The 19,949-nt window shown below is 71.6% G+C and carries 20 protein-coding genes and 1 pseudogene; 15 read left to right on the top strand and 6 right to left on the bottom strand.

All coding sequences use genetic code 11. From position 1 onward, the window contains the following. Positions 1–89 precede the first annotated feature (89 nt). Positions 90–1,670, top strand: a complete 1,581-nt coding sequence (locus AB0D31_RS18630; RefSeq protein WP_362723925.1) for a FadD3 family acyl-CoA ligase — start codon at positions 90–92, stop codon at positions 1,668–1,670. Between the two features lie 80 nt (positions 1,671–1,750). Further along, on the top strand, positions 1,751–2,125 hold the full coding sequence (locus AB0D31_RS18625; RefSeq protein WP_362723922.1) for a type II toxin-antitoxin system VapC family toxin: 375 nt from the start codon (positions 1,751–1,753) through the stop codon (positions 2,123–2,125). 160 nt (positions 2,126–2,285) lie between these two features. On the opposite strand, the gene AB0D31_RS18620 is transcribed toward AB0D31_RS18625, so the two are convergent. Beyond that, positions 2,286–2,510 (bottom strand): hypothetical protein, encoded by a 225-nt coding sequence (locus AB0D31_RS18620; protein ID WP_362723920.1) that lies wholly within the window; start codon positions 2,508–2,510, stop codon positions 2,286–2,288. 218 nt (positions 2,511–2,728) lie between these two features. Then, a complete protein-coding gene (locus AB0D31_RS18615) occupies positions 2,729–5,683 on the bottom strand; it encodes a BTAD domain-containing putative transcriptional regulator (RefSeq protein ID WP_362723917.1) in 2,955 nt (984 codons plus the stop codon). 196 nt (positions 5,684–5,879) lie between these two features. Between AB0D31_RS18615 and AB0D31_RS18610 the strand changes: the two genes are divergently transcribed. Then, positions 5,880–7,163, top strand: a complete 1,284-nt coding sequence (locus tag AB0D31_RS18610; RefSeq protein WP_362723914.1) for an amidohydrolase family protein — start codon at positions 5,880–5,882, stop codon at positions 7,161–7,163. Positions 7,164–7,223: 60 nt separating this feature from the next. Here AB0D31_RS18610 and AB0D31_RS18605 read toward each other — a convergent pair whose 3' ends face one another. The 3 genes from AB0D31_RS18605 to AB0D31_RS18595 form a co-directional block, all read right to left on the bottom strand. Then, positions 7,224–7,433: a DUF397 domain-containing protein gene (locus AB0D31_RS18605; RefSeq protein WP_362723911.1), complete on the bottom strand. Its 210-nt coding sequence runs from the start codon at positions 7,431–7,433 to the stop codon at positions 7,224–7,226. Beyond that, on the bottom strand, positions 7,430–8,296 hold the full coding sequence (locus AB0D31_RS18600) for a helix-turn-helix transcriptional regulator (RefSeq protein WP_362723965.1): 867 nt from the start codon (positions 8,294–8,296) through the stop codon (positions 7,430–7,432). The genes AB0D31_RS18605 and AB0D31_RS18600 overlap by 4 nt, the downstream gene beginning before the upstream one ends. A gap of 518 nt (positions 8,297–8,814) precedes the next feature. Next, entirely contained in the window at positions 8,815–9,483 is a 669-nt protein-coding gene (locus AB0D31_RS18595; protein ID WP_362723908.1) for a rhomboid family intramembrane serine protease, read from the bottom strand. A 95-nt stretch (positions 9,484–9,578) separates the two neighbouring features. Here AB0D31_RS18595 and AB0D31_RS18590 point away from each other — a divergent pair, with 95 nt between their 5' ends. From AB0D31_RS18590 to AB0D31_RS18565, 6 genes are all read left to right on the top strand, one after another. Further along, a complete protein-coding gene (locus AB0D31_RS18590; RefSeq protein ID WP_362723905.1) occupies positions 9,579–9,992 on the top strand; it encodes a PaaI family thioesterase in 414 nt (137 codons plus the stop codon). A gap of 372 nt (positions 9,993–10,364) precedes the next feature. Further along, positions 10,365–10,790: a hypothetical protein gene (locus AB0D31_RS18585; RefSeq protein WP_362723903.1), complete on the top strand. Its 426-nt coding sequence runs from the start codon at positions 10,365–10,367 to the stop codon at positions 10,788–10,790. 78 nt (positions 10,791–10,868) lie between these two features. Continuing rightward, positions 10,869–11,150, top strand: coding sequence for a hypothetical protein (locus AB0D31_RS18580; protein ID WP_362723900.1), 282 nt, complete (start codon positions 10,869–10,871; stop codon positions 11,148–11,150). 297 nt (positions 11,151–11,447) lie between these two features. Next, a complete protein-coding gene (locus AB0D31_RS18575; RefSeq protein WP_362723898.1) occupies positions 11,448–12,362 on the top strand; it encodes an ATP-binding cassette domain-containing protein in 915 nt (304 codons plus the stop codon). Next, positions 12,359–13,234 (top strand): hypothetical protein, encoded by an 876-nt coding sequence (locus AB0D31_RS18570; RefSeq protein ID WP_362723895.1) that lies wholly within the window; start codon positions 12,359–12,361, stop codon positions 13,232–13,234. The genes AB0D31_RS18575 and AB0D31_RS18570 overlap by 4 nt, the downstream gene beginning before the upstream one ends. Before the next feature lie 149 nt (positions 13,235–13,383). Next, complete coding sequence (locus tag AB0D31_RS18565) at positions 13,384–14,619, top strand: S8 family peptidase (RefSeq protein ID WP_362723892.1); 1,236 nt, start codon at positions 13,384–13,386, stop codon at positions 14,617–14,619. Positions 14,620–14,670: 51 nt separating this feature from the next. Here the strand turns inward: AB0D31_RS18565 and AB0D31_RS18560 are convergent, their stop codons facing one another. Further along, positions 14,671–15,333 carry an HSP18 transcriptional regulator gene (locus AB0D31_RS18560; RefSeq protein WP_362723890.1) on the bottom strand — a complete coding sequence of 221 codons (663 nt, stop codon included), beginning with the start codon at positions 15,331–15,333 and terminating at the stop codon, positions 14,671–14,673. Positions 15,334–15,469: 136 nt separating this feature from the next. Here AB0D31_RS18560 and AB0D31_RS18555 point away from each other — a divergent pair, with 136 nt between their 5' ends. From AB0D31_RS18555 to AB0D31_RS18530, 6 genes and pseudogenes are all read left to right on the top strand, one after another. Then, a complete protein-coding gene (locus AB0D31_RS18555; protein WP_267052688.1) occupies positions 15,470–15,904 on the top strand; it encodes an Hsp20/alpha crystallin family protein in 435 nt (144 codons plus the stop codon). 92 nt (positions 15,905–15,996) lie between these two features. Beyond that, positions 15,997–16,164: pseudogene (locus tag AB0D31_RS18550) on the top strand (DUF2267 domain-containing protein); the annotation flags it as partial. A 74-nt stretch (positions 16,165–16,238) separates the two neighbouring features. After that, positions 16,239–16,691 carry a DUF2267 domain-containing protein gene (locus tag AB0D31_RS18545; protein WP_362723887.1) on the top strand — a complete coding sequence of 151 codons (453 nt, stop codon included), beginning with the start codon at positions 16,239–16,241 and terminating at the stop codon, positions 16,689–16,691. Positions 16,692–16,869: 178 nt separating this feature from the next. Further along, a complete protein-coding gene (locus AB0D31_RS18540) occupies positions 16,870–17,814 on the top strand; it encodes an LLM class F420-dependent oxidoreductase (protein ID WP_362723884.1) in 945 nt (314 codons plus the stop codon). Between the two features lie 9 nt (positions 17,815–17,823). Then, positions 17,824–18,609: a glucose 1-dehydrogenase gene (locus AB0D31_RS18535; RefSeq protein WP_362723881.1), complete on the top strand. Its 786-nt coding sequence runs from the start codon at positions 17,824–17,826 to the stop codon at positions 18,607–18,609. Between the two features lie 160 nt (positions 18,610–18,769). Continuing rightward, entirely contained in the window at positions 18,770–19,888 is a 1,119-nt protein-coding gene (locus AB0D31_RS18530) for an LLM class flavin-dependent oxidoreductase (RefSeq protein WP_362723878.1), read from the top strand. Positions 19,889–19,949: the final 61 nt, after the last annotated feature.

Raw genomic sequence — 19,949 nt, 5'->3', positions numbered from 1 at the left:
CCCCACCTCCACGAGCGTCACCAGTACTGACAGCGGAGGAGGCTACAGCTAATCTGACGGTTAGTCAGCTGGCGTGGGGAGGGCTTTCGATGCGCGGGGACCTGGAGTGGGGCACGATCGCGAAGCTGGTACGCGGCGCGGCCGAGCGCTACGGCGACCGGGAGGCGGTCGTCGAGGGCCGCGCCCGGATCTCGTACGCGGAGCTCGGCGAGCGGGTCGAGCGGGCCGCCGCGGCATGTATCGCGGCCGGGGTGGAACCGGGCGACCGGGTCGCGCTGTGGGCGCCCAACACCGCGGACTGGATCGTCTCGGCGCTCGGCGCGGTGAGCACGGGCGCCGTGCTCGTGCCGCTGAACACGCGGTTCAAGGGCGCGGAGGCGGCGTACGTCCTGGAAAGCAGCCGCGCCAAGATCCTCTTCATCACCGGCACGTTCCTCGGCACCTCCTACGTCGCCTCGCTGCGCCGCGCGACCGCCGAGGGGCCCGGCCCCGGCCCGCTGCCCTCCCTGCCGCACCTGGAACACGTGGTGGTCCTCTCGGACGACGCCCCGCCCGACTTCCGCACCTGGAAGGACTTCCTGGCCGAGGGGGAGTCCGTATCGCGGGCGGAGGTGACGACCCGCGCGAACGCCCTGTCCGGGGAGTCGCCCTCCGACATCGTCTACACCTCCGGCACCACCGGCCGCCCCAAGGGCGCGGTGATCACCCACGCCCAGACGCTGCGCGGCTATGCGATCTGGTCGGAGCTCGCGGGGCTGCGCGAGGGCGACCGCTATCTGATCGTGAACCCGTTCTTCCACACCTTCGGCTACAAGGCGGGCATCATCGCCTGCCTGATGCGGGGCGCGACGATGGTGCCGCAGCCGGTGTTCAACGTCGACACCGCCCTCGCCAACATCGCCGCCGAACGCATCTCGGTACTGCCGGGCCCGCCCACCCTCCACCAGGCGCTCCTCGACCACCCGGCCCGCGACCAGCACGACCTGAGCGCGCTGCGCCTGGTGGTGACCGGCGCGGCGGTGGTACCCCTGCGGCTGGTGGAGCGGCTGCGGAACGAACTGAACGTGGACACCGTCCTGACCGCGTACGGGCTCTCCGAGGCGAGCGGCATCGTCACGATGTGCCGCCGCGGCGACCCGGCGGAGGTCATCGCCTCGACCTCGGGCCGCGCGATACCCGGCACCGAACTACGCGTCCTGGCCGGACCGGGCGAGCCCGGCGAGATCCTGGTCCGTGGCTTCAACGTCATGCGGGGCTACTTCGAGGACGAGGCCGAGACGGCGCGCGCCATCGACGAGGAGGGCTGGCTGCACACCGGCGACATCGGCGTCCTCGACCCGGCGGGCAACCTGCGCATCACCGACCGCATCAAGGACATGTTCATCGTCGGCGGCTTCAACGCCTACCCCGCGGAAATAGAGCAACTCCTGGGCCTGCACCCGGCGGTGGCCGACGTGGCCGTCATCGGCATCCCGGACCCCCGCCTCGGCGAAGTGGGCCGCGCGTACGTGGTCCGCCGCCCCGGCTCCCCCTTGACGGCGGACGACCTGATCGCCTGGTCGCGCCGCGAGATGGCCAACTACAAGGTGCCGAGAGAGGTCGAGTTCGTGCAGCAGCTCCCGCGCAACGCGAGCGGCAAGGTGGTGAAGGGGGAGCTGCGGGGGAGGTGACCCGGGCCGCCGGTGGCGCGCATCCAGGACGACTTCGACGAGCTGCCCGACGACATCGCCGACGCCTTCGGGATGCGCTGATGCGACTCCTCCTCGACACCCACGTCGTGCTCTGGTGGCTCGACGACTCCCCGGAGCTGTCCGGCGAGGTCAAGGACCTGCTCGACACCGAGCCGGGTGTGTACGTCAGCGCGGTGACCCCGTGGGAGATCGCCATCAAACAGCCGGTCGGGAAACTGGAGGGGCCGCCGGACCTGGCGGAGCGAGTGCGCGACAGCCAGTTCACGGGGTTGCCCATCACGGCAGGGCACGGGGTGCGGGCGGGCCGCCTTCCGGCCCTCCACCGGGATCCGTTCGACCGGATACTGGTCGCGCAAGCGCAGATCGAGGGCATGACCTTGGTGACGCGGGACCAGTGGATCCCCAAGTACGACGTCGCCGTCATGCCCGTGTGACGCCCGGGGCCGCCCGTCCAGGGTGGGCTCCCTGCCAGTGCGGCCGGCCGCCGTCCGGGATCCTCCCCCCAGGGTGATCCCGGACCGCGGCCGGCCGGTGGTGCTCCGGCCGCGGCGGCTCCCCTCCCGCGCCGCCGCGGCCGTCCCCCGTTCAGTTGGCTTACTGGGCCGCCCCGAGCGGCTCACTCGTGGCGTGCTGGTCGAGCGATGTGATCGGCGGCCTACCCGTCGCGTGCTGGTCGAGCGTGGTGATCGCCGGCTCGTCCGTGGCGTGCTGGTCGAGCGTGGTGATGGGGGTGTCGACGGAGTCGAGCGTGGTGATCGGCGGCTGGTCCGTGGCGTGCTGGTCCTGTGGCGTGACGATCGGCGGCTCGTTCTTCTTCACGTCGCCCATGATTCTCATCTCCCGTTGATGACGCTGCCTCATGCTCGGCGTAACCGTCCGGCCACTCCCCCGAGGGTGGCCGGACGGACCTGCCAGGACCGGTCCCCCCCCCGCTCGCCGGTCACCGTGCCGGCCCGGTGCCCCCCGACACGACGGGCCGACATCCATAAGAGTGCCGGGCGCCGATAAACGTTCAATGAACGCGTCGGCCGGGCTCGTTAAGCGGCCGCCACGGGGCTGAGCAGGGCACGGACCTGGGCGGCCTCGGGGGAGCCCAGCTCGTCGAAGATGGCCAGCGCGTCGCGCCAGCAGACCTGCGCACGGCCCGCGTGCCCGATGCCGTCGAGCGCCCGGCCCAGCACGGTCAGCACATTGCCGCGCCGCCACTCGCCGCCGATGCCGCGCAGCACTGTGAGCGCCATCTCGGCGTTGGCCGCCGCCTGCGCGGGCCGCCTGCCCGCGAGGTCGACCTCGGCGAGCCGGAACATGGTCATGCCCTCCCACAGGCGCTGGCGGCTGTCGCGGAAGACGGTGAGCGCCTCGTTGAGCCGGTCCGTCGCCGCGCGCAGCCGGCCGCTCTGGGTCAGCGCGAGGCCCAGCGCGTAGCGGGCGTTGGCGCCGCGCAGCTCGTGCCCCATCGCGTCGTAGATGGCGAGACCCTCCTCGGCGAGGGTCACCGCGCTCGCGGTGCGGCCCATCGCCAGGTGGATCCGGGACAGGTTGCACAGCGCGCTCGCCTCGCCGGGCCGGTTGGCGTCGGCGCGGAACGCCTCGATGGCGCGCGTCAGATGGGTCTCGCCGTCGGTGTGCCGGTTCTGGTAGAGCGCGATGATCCCGCGCGCGTTGGAGGCCCAGCACAGCGGCAGCGGGTCCTGGGTGGGGGCCGCAAGACGCATCGCCTCCTGCGCCTCGCGGTCGGCCGGCTCGAAGCGGCCCGCGAGCTGGTGCACATTGGCGAGCGTCATCACGGCGCGCCCCTCGGCCTGCGTGTCCGCGACCGTGCGGGCCGCCTCCCGGACGGCCTCCGCGGTCGCCTCGTACTGCTTGGAGTTGGCGCCGGACTCACCGAGGTCGAGCGCCGCGTACAGCAGGTCCACGGCGCGGCGCAGGGTGCGCGGACCCGACTGCCGGCGTACGCAGGCGAGCAGCGGGTCGGCCTCGGAGTACAGCCAGTCCTGCGCCGAGCGGCGGTCGCCGAAGGAGAGCCCCGGGTGCGCGGTCGGCTCCAGGTGGTCCACGAGACGGTCGCCCGGCCGCTCAAGGGCGTACACCCCGGCCGCTGTCGCGAGGTAGAAGTCGAGCAGCCGCGACATCGCCGATTCGCGCTCCGCCGCCGGCAGGTCATCGCGCTCGGCGCAGGAACGCGCGTAGAGGCGTACGAGATCGTGGTAGCGGTACCGGCCGGGCGCCGCGGACTCCACGAGGCTGGTGTCGACCAGGGACTCCAGGAGGTCCTCGGTGTCCTGCTCGGGCAGGTCGAGGACGGCGGCCGCCGCGGCGAGCGAGATGTCCGGCCCGTCGGGCAGGCCCAGGAGGCGGAACGCGCGGGACTGGGCGGGCTCCAGATGGCCGTAACCCAGCTCGAAGGTGGCTTTGACCGCGAGGTCGCCTGCCTGGAGCTCGTCCAGGCGGCGCCGCTCGTCGGCGAGCTTCGCGGCGAGCACCGACACCGTCCAGGTGCGGCGCGAGGCGAGCCGCGCGGCGGCGATGCGGATGGCGAGCGGCAGGAAGCCGCAGGCGGCGACCACGTCGAGGGCCGCCTCGCGCTCGGCGGACACCCGCTCCACACCGACGATCCTGGTGAAGAGCTGGAGCGCCTCGTCGGGGGACATCACGTCCAGGTCGACGAGGTGCGCGCCGGCCAGGCCGACCATGCGGATCCGGCTGGTGACGAGCGCCGCGCACCCCGCGGTGCCCGGCAGCAGCGGCCGGATCTGTGCCGCGTCGCGTGCGTTGTCGAGCAGCACGAGGACCCGGCGGCCGTCGAGGGTGGAGCGGAACAGGGCGGCCCGCTCCTCCATCGACTCGGGGATCGCCGAGTCCGGGGTGCCGAGCGCGCGCAGGAACGCGCCGAGGACGGTGTCCGGCTCCGCGAAGTGCGACCCGGCGCCCTGGAGGTCGACGTACAGCTGCCCGTCGGGGAAGTGGGGGCGGGCCGCGTGGGCGACGTGCACGGCGAGGGTGGTCTTGCCGACGCCACCGATCCCGGCGAGCGCGGAGACCGCCATGACCTTGGTCTCGGCGTCGGCGAGCCGCGCGGTGAGCTCGCGCACGAAGGAGGAGCGCCCGGTGAAGTCCGGTATCGACGCCGGGAGTTGGGCGGGCCGCACCGGCGCGGCGCTGGCCGTCGCGGCCGGGGCTCCGGCGGGGTTGCGGGCCAGGCCGTCGTCGGCGCGCAGGATGCGCTCCTGGAGACGGGAGAGCTCGGGGCGCGGGTCCACGCCGAGCTCGTCGGCGAGCAGCCGCCGGGTGTCCGCGTACACGGCGAGCGCCTCGGCCTGGCGTCCGCTGCGGTACAGGGCCAGCATGAGCAGCTCGCGCAGGCGCTCGCGCAGCGGATGGGCGGCGGTCAGCGCGGTCAGCTCCGAGACGGCCTCGGCGTGGCAGCCGGCTTCCAGGTCCATGTCAAGCCGGACCTCGACGAGCTGGAGGCGCCACTCGGCGAGCCGGGTGCGCTGGTTCTCGGCATAGGGGCCCGGCACACCGGCCAGCGGCTCGCCGTCCCAGTGGGCGAGCGCGGCGTTCAGCAGGTGGCGGGCCCGCGCCTGGTCGCCGCCGGCCCGCGCCTTCTCGGCGGCGGTGGCCAGCTCCTGCGCGCGGGTGAGGTCGAGGGCGGCGGAGCCGGCCCGGATCGCGTAGCCCCCGGACTCACTGACCAGGACCCCGGGGTCGAGGACCTTGCGCAGTCGGGAGGCGTACGTACGGATCGCGGCGAGCGCCCGCGAGGGCGGTTCCTCGCCCCAGATGGCGTCGATGAGTTCGGACGCGGTGGCGGTGCGGCCGTCGCGCAGCAACAGGGCGGCGAGCAGCGCGCGTTGCTGCGGAGAGCCGGACGGCAGGAGCTCGTCGCCCCGCCAGGCCCGGACGGGTCCGAGTACGCCGAAGCGGAACCCGGCGCCGGTCGCCTCCGGAGCGCGCCGCTGCGGTACGCGTGGCCCGCCGTCACGGTCCATTGCTGCCCCCTGTACCCCCGTACCCCTGTGTGCTGCCCCCGCCAGTCTGCCCTGTCCGGAGGGGTCGCGTCAGCAACGGGTGACGCTCTGCACAAGGCCTCGACACATGGCCTTCACACGCATCGAGGGGCCGATGGTTCCCGGATCCGGAGCCAACTTACTGACGGATCGTCAGATTCGGTCTACCGTAAGCCGTATGGAGACCGAGCGCACGGAGCCCTTGCCGCAGACCTTCCCGAAGCCCTCCCCGCAGACTTTCCCGCAGCCCTTTCCGCAGATCATCTCGGTGGACGATCACACGGTGGAGCCCCCCACCGTCTGGCAGGACCGCCTCCCGTCCAGGTACCGGGACACCGGGCCCCGCATCGTGCGGGCACCGCTGAAGGAAATGTCGTTCCTGGGCGGCAAGTTCGCCCCGGTGATGGGCGCCAAGGGTGACGACGGGCCGATCGGTGACTGGTGGGTGTACGAGGACCTGCACCGCCCGCTGACCCGCCTCGACACGGCGGTCGGCTACGACCGGGACGAGATCCGCCTGGAGGTCATCACGTACGAGCAGATGCGCAAGGGCTCGTACGACGTGACGGCCCGCCTCGCCGACATGGACGTCAACCACGTCCAGTCCGCGCTCTGCTTCCCCACCTTCCCGCGCTTCTGCGGCCAGACCTTCACCGAGGCCCCCGACCGCGAACTCGGTCTGCTCAGTGTGCGCGCGTACAACGACTGGATGGTGGAGGAGTGGTGCGGCCCCGACGCCCACGGCCGCCTCATCCCGCTCACCCTGATCCCGCTGTGGGACCCCGAACTCGCCGCCGCCGAGGTCCGCCGCAACGCGGCGCGCGGGGTGCGCGCGGTGGCCTTCTCCGAGATACCCCCGCACCTCGGCCTGCCGTCCATCCACACCGACGCGTGGGACCCGTTCCTCGCGGCGTGCGACGAGACCGGCACGGTCATCGCCATGCACATCGGCTCGTCCAGCAAGATGCCGTCCACGTCACCGGACGCACCGCCCGCCGTCGGCTCGACCATCACCTTCGCCAACTGCTGCTTCTCGATGGTCGACTGGCTGATGAGCGGCAAGTTCGAACGCTTCCCCCACCTGAAGATCATGTACGCGGAGGGCCAGATCGGCTGGATCCCGTACGTCCTGGAACGCGCGGACGTGGTGTGGGAGGAGAACCGGGGCTGGGGCGGAGTGGCGGACAAGGTCCACCGCCCCCCGTCCGAACTCTTCGCCGAGCATGTCTACGGCTGCTTCTTCGACGACGCGTTCGGGCTGCGCAACCTCGACGCGATCGGCGTCGGCAACGTCCTGTACGAGACGGACTACCCCCACTCGGACTCGACCTGGCCCAAGTCGAAGGAGGTCGGCGAGACCCAGATGGGCCACCTGTCACCGGAGGTGGTGGAACGCATCGTGCGGGGCAACGCGATTGCCCTGCTGGGGCTTACGGGGGAGGGGTTGTGGGCGGGGGCGTAGGCGCGTAACGCCGCCGGCGGGCCGGCCCGTACACCCGGGCCGGCCACACCTGGCGCGACGTCAGTGCCCGGCCGCGTAGGAGACGAAGGCGGCCCAGGTCTGCGGGGCGACGCCGAGGCGGGGGCCGGTGGTGTTCTTGGAGTCGCGGATGTGGATGGTGCGGGGGGTGGCGGCGACTTCGACGCAGTCGTTGCCGTCACTGCTGCTGCTGTAGCTGCTCTTGAACCACGTCAGCCCGGTGCCTTCGATGGAGGCGTACTCGCGGATCATGTCTCTCCCAGCACTCGCTCGATGAAGGCTCGTGACTCGTCCGGAGTGAGAGCCCGGGCCCGGATGGCGCCATAGCGCAGTTCCAGGATACGGAGGTGACGCGGTTCTGAGATCGGTCGACCGCTGAATTCGCCATCCGCGCGACCAGTGGCCGAGCCGTTGCTGAACTTCAGCACCTGGATCATGCCAGCCGTCCCTGGGTGGTCTGCCCGCGACGTAGGCATCACCTGAAGATCTACGTGTGGTAAATCGGCCACCTCCAGCAGTCGTTCAAGCTGCTGACGCAGCACGTCAGCCCCGCCGATCGGCTTTCGCAGCGTCACTTCCTCCTGCACGAAACTTAGTTCCGGGGCAGGTGTGCGGTCGAAGATGGAGCGCCGAGCTGCCCTCGCCGCGACCATCCGCTCCAGTTCGTCCTGCGAATACGCGGGCCGCAGTGTCCGCAGCAGTGCGCGCGCGTACTCCTCCGTCTGCAACAACCCATGGATGTTGTGCGTGGTGTACATGCACAGTTCCACTGCCTGTGCCTCCAGCTTGGCCAACTCGCGGACCATCTTCGGATATCGCGCGACGGCCACGTCCTCCTTCATGGCCGACAGTCTGCCCCCGGCCATGAGCACCTGATCCGCCTTGTCCAGATACTCCGGGCGCGGGACCCTGCGCCCGCCCTCCACCTTGTAGACCAGATCCTCGCCGTAACCGATCGCCGCGCCGAACTCCGCCGCCGTCAACCCGGCTTTCTCGCGCCAGAGTTTGAGCTGACGCCCGACCGTAGCCGCCACTGCGCAGGCTTCGTCGTCCACATCCGTCCTCCAGTTGTCACTCACCTGCAACCACCTCCGAGCGAAGCCGTACCCCTGCACAGCGAGGCGCCACCGGGCAGAGCCGGGACAGAAACGCTGCGTACGCACGCGATCACTGGTCAGCGTAGGCGGACGTGGCCACGCTGAGTGATGTGAAAGAGGAAACGGCCCAAGGGGTACGTGAGTTCAGCGTCCAGCTCTCCTGCACACGGCGCGGCGCCCGGATCGCCAGGATGTTGACGATCGAGCAACTGAAGCGTTGGGAAAGGGAGTTCGAGGATGCGCAGAGCATCGTCGGGGAGCTTGCGGCCAACGCCGTGCTGCACGGGCGGGTGCTCGGGCGGGACATGCGGCTTGTGCTGAGGGACGACGGGGTGACCCTGCGGATCGAGGTGGTGGACGCGCGGGGCGACCGGGCGCCCGTCGTGCGGACGGAACCGTGGGGGGAGTCGGGCCGCGGGATGCTGCTCGTGGCGGCGCTCGCCGAGCGCTGGGGTGTTCTCGCGGGGCCGGGCCCCTGCAAGACGGTGTGGGCGGAGCTGCCGACGCCGCGCGGAACGGGCCGCGGTGGGCCGGGTTCAGGCCGCCGGGGTGGTGCTGAGCCGCCGTGCGGGGAGGGCGGCGAGGGCGCAGGCCAGGGCGCAGCCCGTCAGCAGGCCGACCCCGTGGTTGTTGTGCAGGACGCACAGGACGAGGCCCGCGGCGGGGATCAGAAGGGGGAGGAGGCGGGCCGGCAGCGGGCCGGGGCGTAGGGCGGTGATGACGGCGAGGGCGCCCACCAGCCCGCAGAGGGCCACCGAGTCGCCGCCGCCGGTCGGGCTCCACCCCGCCATGCTGACCGCTTGCGCGGCGACCCCGCTCACGAGGAAGACCAGCGGCATCACGAGCGGCCCGAGGACGCGCTGGGCGGTCGGCGCGAGGACGATCAACGCGGCGAGATTGAACGTCAGTTGGGGCCAGCCGGAGGTCTGTGGCAGGAGCGCGGTCACCGCACGCCACCAGGGTGCGCCGGGCTCCCGCTGGAGGTGGTCCATGACGGAGGGGGACCAGGTCTGCACGACAGCCATCGCGGCCATTGCGGCGACCGTCGCCCCCGCCACCCCGGGCACCGGCCGTCGCCACAAGGCACGCAGCAGCTCGACGGGGCTCATACGCCGTCCGCCGCCCGTCGAGGCTTTGACGACCTCGACCCCGGGCAGCACGACGGCCGCCGCGCAGCCGTAGAGGATCACCGTGTGGAAGGACATGACGCCATGGTGCCGGGCGGACGTGGGGTGTCGGCAGAGTGGTCCGTCCTGGGGTGCCGGTGACATTTGTCCGGCCCGGCGTCACCATGAACGCCATGGCGCTGACACCTGCCGAGGCAGACAAGATCCTGGCCGACAACTTCGCACCCTGGGTGCTCGAACTGGGCCTGAGCGTGGAGGAGACCGGTGAGCGGCACGCGGTGCTGCGGCTGCCCTGGTCGGACCGGCTGGCCCGGGACGGCGGCGGGCTCAGCGGGCAGGCCCTGATGGCCGCCGCCGACACCGCCACGGTCATCGCGGTGGCCTCCGCGCGCGGGGCGTACGGGCCGATGACGACCGTGCAGCAGTCCACGACCTTCCAGCGCCCGGTGACCGGCGCCGACGTGCTGCTCGACGCCCGCGTCACCAAGCTCGGCCGCCGCATGGCCTTCGCCGAGATCACCATGACGGCCGAGGGCGCGGACGAGCCGGCTGCCCGAGCCTCCACGGTCTACGCCCTCCTCGGCTGAGCCCCGCGCAGTCCGGTCGTCCGCCGCCCGGCGACGCAGGTCCAAGGTGTCGCCGTCGCGCGTAACTCCGCCACTCAATGGACCAGTTGCTCTTGACCAACACATTGCCCGTGCTATATCGACCGTAGACCCTGGGTGGTTGGAAATCGGGTCACCGGCATCGGTGGCCAAGTGATCGTTTCGCGTGTTACGTTCAGTCGTGCCTGGCACCGAAAGGCTGGGCGCCCGGTGGTCGTACTCCTCCTGACCAAGAGGACGCGGCAGCCGGGTAATCGGGGGAATGAAGTCCGGGGGGACCTTTCGGTTTCCACGCCTGTTCGGGGTGCCCTTCTGGGCTTCCTCCCCCTTGCGACGACGCAAGGGATGAAGACAATGAACCGCAACTCTCTGCGCATGGCTGCCGTTTCCGCCATCGCTGCCGTCACCCTCGGCGGGGCCGCCGGTCTGGCTCAGGCCTCCGAAGCCCGGGTGGCCGCGCCGCAGTCCGTTTCCGTGACGCAGCAGGCCGAGGCCCAGCAGGCCGCGCACGCCCTTCTCGCGAGCCCGTTCGCGGCCCAGCTTTCTCCGGCCGAGCAGGCCGAGATGAAGCAGATCGCCAACGGCGACTTCACGGCCGCCAGCAAGTGGAGCGCCATCAAGGCCGCGTTCAGCAAGGTCGGCGGCTTCGCCAAGGCCATCGCGGGCAAGTACAGCGACTTCAAGAAGTGGTACGACGGCCTGTCCTGGTGGGTGAAGGCCCCGCTCGCGGCCGTCAGCCCCGGCCTGACCATTCTCGACATCTACAACGCCCTGCACTAACGCCGTACGCGGCGCCGGCCGGGTCCGTCCGGACGCACCCGGCCGTCGCCCGCCCCCAGCCGAGACGGAGCGTCCTGGATGAACGACACCGAGTCCCCCCGCGCCACCGCCCAGGGCGCGTGGGCCCTGCCCCTGCCGGCACTTGCGCCGCTGGCGGCCATCGGAATCCTCGCGGACCGGGCCTCCACCCTGTGGAGTTCCATTTCCTGGGTGCTGTGGGCCGTGTCCGTCATTCTGGTGGCGGTCGAGTGGACGCTGGTACGTCGCCGGGGAATGCACCGGTCCGCCCAATGGGGCATGTGCATTCTCGTCCACGCCATACTGGCCTGGCAGTTGGCAGCCCTTTTGATGCGGGTCTGAATAGATCTGTATAGATCTGTTCTGTTCCGTATCGCCACGCTGCCCTGAATTCGTGGTCGCAGGCCCGGTGATGCGGAGAAGGTAAGTAATCGGGGGAAGAAGTCGCGGGCGGCCTTTCGGTTTCCACGCCTGTTCGGGCTGCCCGTGAAGACTTCTTCCCCCATGCGATAACGCACTGGAACCCTACCCGAGCCCCGGCGTCACGTACGGCGGCTGTCCACGCTCTCGCGGCGCGTCGTCGGGGCCGGCCGAAAGGCGGCACATGCCGCAACGGGCGACACATGAAGGAATGGCGCAGTGAAGAAGGGCGACCTGCTCGTAGAGGCGCACGGCCTCGGCCGCTCGTTCGGCTCCAAACGGATCCTGGACGGAGTCTCGCTCGCCCTGCGTGCCGGTGAGGTCACCGGCTTCGTCGGGGCCAACGGCGCGGGCAAGACCACGGCGATCTCCCTGATGCTCGGCCTGTTGCGGGGCGAGGGGCAGACCCGTTTCCTCGGCCGCCCGCTGCACGCCTTCGGCGCCCCCGGCACCGTGGTCGGCGCGGTCCTCGGCGGTGTCGCCGGGCATCCCCGGCACCGGTTGCGGGCCCATCTGCGCATGGTGGCCGCCGGGTCCGCGGTGCCGGACCGGCGCGTCGACGAGCTCCTGGAGATCGTCGGGCTGACCGGCGCGGCCCAACTGCGCCTGCCCGAACTGTCGTTGGGCATGGCCCAGCGGGCCGGCATCGCGCAGGCGCTCCTCGGTGACCCGCCCGTGCTGATCCTCGACGAACCCGCGAACGGGCTCGACCCCCATGCCCTGCGCTGGCTGCGCGAGTTCCTGCGCGCCCAGGCCGGGCTCGGCCGCGCCGTCCTCGTCTCCAGCCATCTCCTGGGCGAGATGCAGCAGTTGGCCGACCGCGTGGTGGTGCTGACCCGTGGGCGGGTGGTGGCGCAGGCGCCGATGGCGGAGATCGTCGAGCGGGTGGCCGGGCGCCGGGCCGTGAACCTTGAGTGCCCCGAACTACCTGTCCTGGCACGGGTGGTGGCGGAACAGGGGGGTCAGCTGACGCCCACCGGTGAGCACACCGGCCTCGTCACCGGCCTCGACCGCGTACGGATCGGCACGCTCGCCGTCGATGCCGGGCTCCCCCTGTACTGGCTGCACGAGGAGCGCCCCTCGCTGGAGGACTTCTACCTGGCCATCGCCGAAGAGGAATTCACGATCTCATGACAGCCCCCGCGACCCTCCCGGCCCCCGCCCCCATCAGTCGCGCCGAGTCCTTCCGCCGTGCCTGCCGGTACGAGTGGCGGCACCTGGGCGCACTGCGGTCGACCTGGATCCTGCTCGGTGTCGTCGCCGTCCTGAGCATGGCCACGGGCGCCACGGTCCTGCTCGACGCGGACGACGACGCCTCGCACCCGGTCCCCGCCGTCGCCGTCGCGGACGCCATCGCGTGGTCCCCGCTGGCCACCCAGATCCCCACCCTCTGCTTCTTCGTGCTCGTCCTGGCCACCGGGCCGGTCTCCACCGACCTCGTACGCGGCGTCGCGCGCACCACCTGGCTCGCCGTCAACGGCCGCGGCACCGCCTACGCCGCGAAGTGCGCGGTCGGCTGTCTCACCGGGCTCGCCGTGGCCGCCGCGAGCGCCCTCCTCGGCTCGCTCGCCTGCGCGGTGACCCTCGCGGTGGCCGGGGCCCAGCAGCCCGCATGGAGCGGGGTACTGGCACCGGCCCTCCGGTTCACCGCCTGGATGGGGTGCTGGGCGGTGCTCTCCATGGCCGTCGCCGTACTGCTGCGGAACCGCACCGTCGCGGTCCTCCTCCTCGTCCTGTGGCCGCTGCTCGGCGAGCGCCTCGCCGGCATGGCGCTGCAGTACGTGCCGGGGCTCGACGGCGTGGGCGACTGGCTGCCGTTCGCGGCCGGCCGGGCCATGCTGACCGACGTCTCGGCCTTCCCGCCCGACGACCGGCCCTTCGCGCGGGCGCTGGTCGGCTCCCATCTGGCCACGCCGGTCGCGGCGGGCGTGTTCTGCCTGTGCACCGCGGCCGTCGCGGCGGCCGGCCTGTGGGCGTACCGCCGCCGTGACGTCACCTCCGTCTGACCTCGGGTCAGGGAAGCCGGGTGCGCGGGCACCTTCGCGTACCTCCGCACGCGAGCACCTGCGCGCACGGGCACCTGCGCGCACGGGCACCTGCGCGCACGGGCACCTGCGCGCACGGGCACCTCATCGAACAAGGAGACACCCCTGTCATGCCATGGGCACGAACCATCACCGTGGGGCTGACCGCTCTCGGTGCACTCACCACGGGCCTGACGTCGGCCTCCGCCACAGCGACCCCTTCCGACGCAGCGCCCCCCACGGCCATCGGAGCCCCGGCGGAAGCGATCCGCACGGCCGGTCCCGCGCCCGCCACCGCCATACCCGGCAGCTACATCGTCACCCTCAAGGACACCGCCCCGCGCGCCGACTCCGCCGCGGGCCGGGCGCTCGCCGCGCGGTACGGCGCCACCGTGAAGCGCACCTACCACCAGGCCCTCAACGGCTACTCGGTCCGCGCCTCGGCCGCGCAGGCTCAGCGGATGGCCGCCGACCCGGCCGTCGCCTCCGTCACCGCCGACCGCGCCTTCCGCGTCACCGGCACCCAGTCCCGCCCGCCGTCCTGGGGCCTCGACCGGATCGATCAGCGGAAGCTCCCGCTGGACCGGAGCTACACCTACCCGGCGGGCGCCGGGGCCGGCGTGACCGCGTACATCCTCGACAGCGGGGTCCGCATCACCCACCAGGACTTCGGGGGCCGCGCCTCCCACGGTTACGACGCCGTCGAGGACGACGCCATCGCCCAGGACGGCAACGGTCACGGCACCCACGTCGCCGCCATCGCCGCGGGCAGCCGCTACGGCGTGGCCAAGAAGGCGAAGATCGTCGCGGTACGGGTGCTCGACGACGCGGGCTCCGGCACCACCGAACAGATCGTCGCGGGCATCGACTGGGTGACCCGGCACGCCGCCAAGCCCGCCGTCGCCAACATGTCGCTCAGCGGCGGGGCGGACGCGGTGGTCGACCAGGCCGTACGGAAGTCCATCGCCTCCGGTGTGACGTACACCGTCGCGGCCGGCAACGACGCCGGGGACGCCTCCGCGCACTCCCCGGCCCGGGTCCGCGAGGCCATCACCGTGGGCGCCACCACCGAACGCGACTCCCGCGACAGCCTCTCCAACTACGGTGCCGCGCTCGACCTGTTCGCCCCGGGGGAGTCCATCGCCTCGGCCTGGAACGCGAGCGACACCTCCACCGTCACCGACTCCGGTACGTCCATGGCGGCCCCGCACGTGGCCGGCGCCGCGGCGCTCCATCTGGCCGCCCACCCCACGGCGCGGCCGGACCAGGTCGCCGCCGCTCTCACCGCCGAGGCCATCACCGGGCTCGTCACCAGGCCCGGCGCCGGCTCGCCGAACCGTCTCCTCACCCTCAAGCCGCCGCGCTGACACGCGCCTTGGGGCACGCGCGGACCTCGGAGGCAGGGCGTCGGGTGCGGTCTAGGTGCCGCGCTGGTCGTGGGTGTCCCGGCGCAGTTGTTCGGTGCGGCGGGTGAGGTCGTCGACGCGGTCGGCGAGGTCGGCGGCCTCGGGCTGCAGGTGGGGACGGGTGGCGGTCAGGGCGCCCACGAGCCGGGCCGGGTCGCTGTGGGCGAGGGCCAGGTTCAGCTCGCCGACCGCGTCCTCGGATCCTGCGGGCAGGTCGGTGAGGGCGGTGATCTGTCCGGCGAGGCGGCGGAGGTCTGCCGCGTTGTCGCGGGCCCAGGCGGTGACGGTGCGATCGGCGGCACGGTTGTCGCGGGTGGCCTGGACCCGCTCTTCGCCGGTACTCCCGGGCGTTCCCGGCCGCAGGCGCAGGTAGCGGCGTTCGGCGGCCTGGCGGCTGGCGACGCCGAGGGGGCCGGCGAGGTCGGCCCAGCTCGCGCCCTGCCGTCGGGCGGTCTCGATCAGCCCGCTCTCCCAGCCGGCCAGCTGTTCACGGACCTCGCGCAGCATCAGCAGCGCGGCCAGGGCCGGTTGCGGGCCCGCGTCGGCGCCGGGCGGCGCCGTGGCCGTCGCCGTGGCGGATTCCTGAGCGTCCTGCACGGACTGGTTGATGGCTTCCAGTGCCGCCGCGGCGGCGGAGAAAGGGACCCCGGCGTCGGGTGAGGTGGCTTCGTTCATGGGGCTTCTCTCTTCGCTCCGCCCTGTCATCCTCCAGATGACATCTTGCTTGTCATCGTTTCGATGACATGCTACAACGGATGCACGTTGAAGCGCATTGGCAGTTTCTGCCTGAACCAACTGGAGGTGTTTCGCGATGTTGATGCGCACTGACCCGTTCCGCGAGATGGACCGGATCGTCCAGCAGCTGTCGGGTACGTCGGGCACCTGGTCGAAGCCGTCCGTCATGCCGATGGACGCCTACCGCGAGGGCGACGCCTACGTGATCGCCTTCGACCTCCCGGGCGTCAGCACCGAGGCGATCGACATCGACGTCGAGCGGAACATGCTGACCGTGAAGGCGGAGCGCCGGCCGGCCGCGAAGGCCGACTCGGTGAAGGTGGAGCTCTCCGAGCGGCCGCTGGGTGTCTTCTCCCGCCAGCTCGTCCTGGCCGACACCCTGGACACCGAGCGGATCCAGGCGGACTACGACGCGGGTGTCCTGACCCTGCGCATCCCGATCGCCGAGCGCGCCAAGCCCCGAAAGATCAGCATCGGCGGGGAATCCGGCCGCAAGCAGATCGCCGGCTGAATCCTCCGGCGTGAGCCGGCGGCGGAGGGCGGGAAAGATCCGACTCCCCCCAGGCACCCCGCCCTTCGCGCCCCCTTCGAGCCCTTCACCACCGTGCGACCGCGGCCTGGATCGAGGGCGCCACCGAGACGACAGCCCTGTGGGACATCGGCGCCGTCCTCTCCGCGGTCGCCGCCGCCGCGGGCGAAGCCCTCACCCATGAGGTCCTCCTCCAACTCCCGCCCGGCTACGACCTCCTGTTCGGCCACCCCCGGCCGACCCGACCACCCCGACCGGCCCGACCATCACCGGCGGACCGGGCCGACAGCCATCGCGCAGAAAGGCAACCGCAGCCATGTACGACCAGCCCCGGCCCCGAGCGCACCCGTCCCGGACCGCCATGACGCTCGACCAGATGCTGGAACGCGTGCGCTACGAAGGCGCCTACCCCACCCGCGAACGGGCTGCGGAAGCCGTCCACCACGTCCTCTCCGCCCTCGGCCGCCAGCTCACCGGAGACGAACGCGTCGACCTCGCCCAGTGCCTGCCCGTCGAGGCCGCTCTCACCCTGACCGCCCAGGTCCCCGACGCCGGACCCCTCACGGGCTGGGGCTTCGTCAAGGACCTGGCCGCCCGCACCGGCGCCACCCCGGCAACCGTCCGCTGGGACACCGGCGCCGTATTCGCCATCGTCACCCGCCTCGCCGGCCCCGACCTCCTCGCCCGCATCCTCCACCGCCTCCCCGACGGATATGCCCTCCTCTTCGGGCAGCCGGAACTGCGCCGCCCCCAGCCGACCGCCGCCTGATCGAGCGGGCCCTCGCAGCCCGCCCGCAGCCGAAGTGCGTCGTACCGGAACAGGCAGCAGTCCCCGCCCCTGGCACCACCGCCGCCCGCACACCCCTTGCCTGACGATGCGTCAGCAATGACGATGGGGCCCGTACGCAGTTGACGGAGTGTCAGATACGGGTGGAGGCGGGCGCGCGGTGCCGATACTGCCGAACGGGCGTCTGGTGTACGGGATGCAGCTTCCCGTCCAGTCGCAGAGCACCATGTACGCGGAGGGGTGGGAGGCCGACGCGGGCCCCCGCGAACTCGTGGAGGTCGCGCGGGCCGCCGACCGGGCGGGCTTCGCCTACGTCGCGAGCTGCGACCACGTGGCCATCCCGCGCCGGCTCGCGGGGCCGATGAGCACCATCTGGTACGACCCGGTCGCCACCCTCTCCCACCTGGCGGCCGTCACCGAGCGGGTCCTGCTGATGAGCCATGTCGCCGTCGTCGGACTGCGCCACCCCCTCATCACCGCCAAGCAGTACGCGACCCTGGACCACCTCAGCGGCGGGCGGCTGATCCTCGGCGTCGGCGCCGGCCACGTGCGGGAGGAGTTCGACGCGGTCGGGGCGGACTTCGCCCGCCGGGGACCCGTGCTCGACGAATCCATCGATGCCCTCCGGGCGGCGCTCGGGCCGGAGGAGTACCCCGCGTTCCACGGCGAGCACTTCTCCTTCGACGGGCTCGGGCAGCGCCCCCGGCCCGCGCAGCGGCGCGTGCCGGTCTGGGTCGGCGGATCGTCCCCGGCGGCGGTCCGGCGCGCCGCCCTGCGCGGCGACGGATGGCTGCCGCAAGGAGACCCGCGCGACCGGCTCCCCGCCCAGATCGGCCGGTTGAGGGAGCTGCGCGAACAGGCCGGGGTCGACGAGCCCATCACCGTGGGCGCGATCACGGAGGCGCTGTACGTGGGTGAGCCCGGCTGGGAGGCCGGCCGGCGCACCCTCACCGGGAAGCCGGAGGCCCTCGCGGAGTCGCTGCGCGCGTACCGCGCGATGGGCGTGGACCAGATCCAGGTGCGGTTCCGCTCCCGCGGATGCGACGAACTCATCGACCAGATGGCCGCGTTCGGGGCCGAGGTCGCCCCGCACCTCAATGACTAGGAGTCCAGCATGGGCAAGCTCGACGGACGGGTCGTCTTCATCACCGGTGGTGCGCGGGGGCAGGGGGAGCAGGAGGCGCGGCTGTTCGTGGCCGAGGGTGCCCAGGTCGTCGTCGCCGACGTGCTGGACGGGCAGGGGGAGGCGCTCGTCAAGGAGTTGGGGCAGGACCGCGCCCGGTTCGTCCATCTCGATGTGAGCCGCGAGGAGGAGTGGGCGGACGCGGTCGCCGCCGCCAAGGACGCCTTCGGGAAGATCGACGGGCTGGTCAACAACGCGGGAATCCTCCGCTTCAACTCGCTCGTGGACACGCCGCTGGACGAGTTCATGCAGGTCGTGCAGGTCAACCAGGTGGGCTGCTTCCTCGGGATCAAGACCGTCGCGCCCGAGATCGGGGCCGCGGGCGGCGGCACCATCGTCAACACCGCGTCGTACACGGCGATGACCGGGATGGCGGCGGTGGGTACGTACGCGGCCACCAAGCACGCCATCCTCGGGCTCACCCGGGTGGCCTCGCTGGAGCTCGCGCACCTCGGGATCCGGGTCAACGCGGTGTGTCCCGGGGCCATCGACACCGCGATGTCCAACCCCGCACAACTCGACCCGACGGCGGACGCGTCGGCGACCTCGGCCGCCCTCGACGAGCTCTACCGCAAGCTGGTGCCGCTCGGCCGGGTGGGCCGCCCCGAGGAGGTGGCCGCCCTCGCGCTCTTCCTCTCCGCCGACGACTCCTCGTACATCACGGGGCAGCCCTTCGTGATCGACGGAGGGTGGCTCGCGGGGGTGTCCCTGTTCTGAGCCCCTTCTGAGCCCCTTCTGAGCCCCGGTTCCGGACGGTTCGGCTGTGCGCTGACTGGGCGTCAGGTATTGACGGTCCTCGCGGCCGGTGGAACAGTCGAGCCCATCACAATCTGACGGTGCGTCAGAAACGCGTGATACCTCATGAAGGAGAAGTCCCTTGGAATTCGGACTCTTTGTGCAGGGATACGTGCCGGCGGCACGGTCCGCGGTCGACCCCATGGCGGAGCACAAGGCGCTGATGGAGGAGACGAAGTACGTCATCCAGGCCGACAAGTCCGGCTTCAAGTACGCCTGGGCCTCCGAGCACCACTTCCTGGAGGAGTACTCGCACCTCTCGGCCAACGAGGTCTTCCTCGGCTACCTCGCCCACGCCACCGAACGCATCCACCTCGGCTCGGGCATCTTCAACCCGCTGGCCCAGGTCAACCACCCGGTCAAGGTCGCCGAGAAGGTGGCCATGCTGGACCACCTCTCCGAAGGCCGCTTCGAGTTCGGCAGCGGGCGCGGCGCGGGCTCCCACGAGATCCTCGGGTTCATACCCGGCGTCACCGACATGAACTACACCAAGGAGATCTGGGAAGAGACCATCGCGGAGTTCCCCAAGATGTGGCTCCAGGAGGAGTACCCGGGGTTCCAGGGCAAGCACTGGCAGCTTCCGCCGCGCAAGATCTTCCCCAAGCCGTACGGGAAGTCGCACCCGGCCATGTGGTACGCGGCCGGGTCACCCTCCTCGTACGCCATGGCGGCGCGCAAGGGGCTCGGGGTGCTCGGGTTCTCCGTGCAGAAGGTCTCCGACATGGAGTGGGTCCTGGAGCAGTACAAGACGGCGATCCGGGACGCCGAGCCGATCGGTGACTTCGTCAACGACAACGTGATGGTGACGTCGACGGCGATCTGTGCGCCGACGCACGACGAAGCGGTGCGGATCGCCGTCGAGGGCGGCCTCAACCGGCTCCAATCGCTGGTGTTCCGCTACCACGACACGTTCCCCCGGCCCGAGGGGATCCCGGAGTGGCCGGAGCTGCTGCCGGAGTACAACGCGGAGATCATCGAGCTGCTCATCGCGGAGGAGCTGATGATCTGCGGGGATCCGGACGAGGTGACGGCGCAGTGCAAGCGGTGGGAGCAGGCGGGGGCGGATCAGTTGTCCTTCGGACTGCCGATCGGGATTTCGTACGAGGACACGCTCCAGACGATTCGGCTCATCGGGGAGCATGTGATTCCGCGCATCGACACGGACCCGGTCCACCGAACCACCCGCTTCCGCAGCGCCTGACCGTCTCTGCACGGCTCCGCCACGGCGGGTGCGGTGCGCCTGCTCGGCACCGGGTGCCCTA

This window comes from Streptomyces sp. NPDC048361, assembly GCF_040651795.1.
Taxonomy (GTDB): Bacteria; Actinomycetota; Actinomycetes; order Streptomycetales; family Streptomycetaceae; genus Streptomyces.
This window is presented reverse-complemented; position numbering and strand designations above follow the sequence as displayed.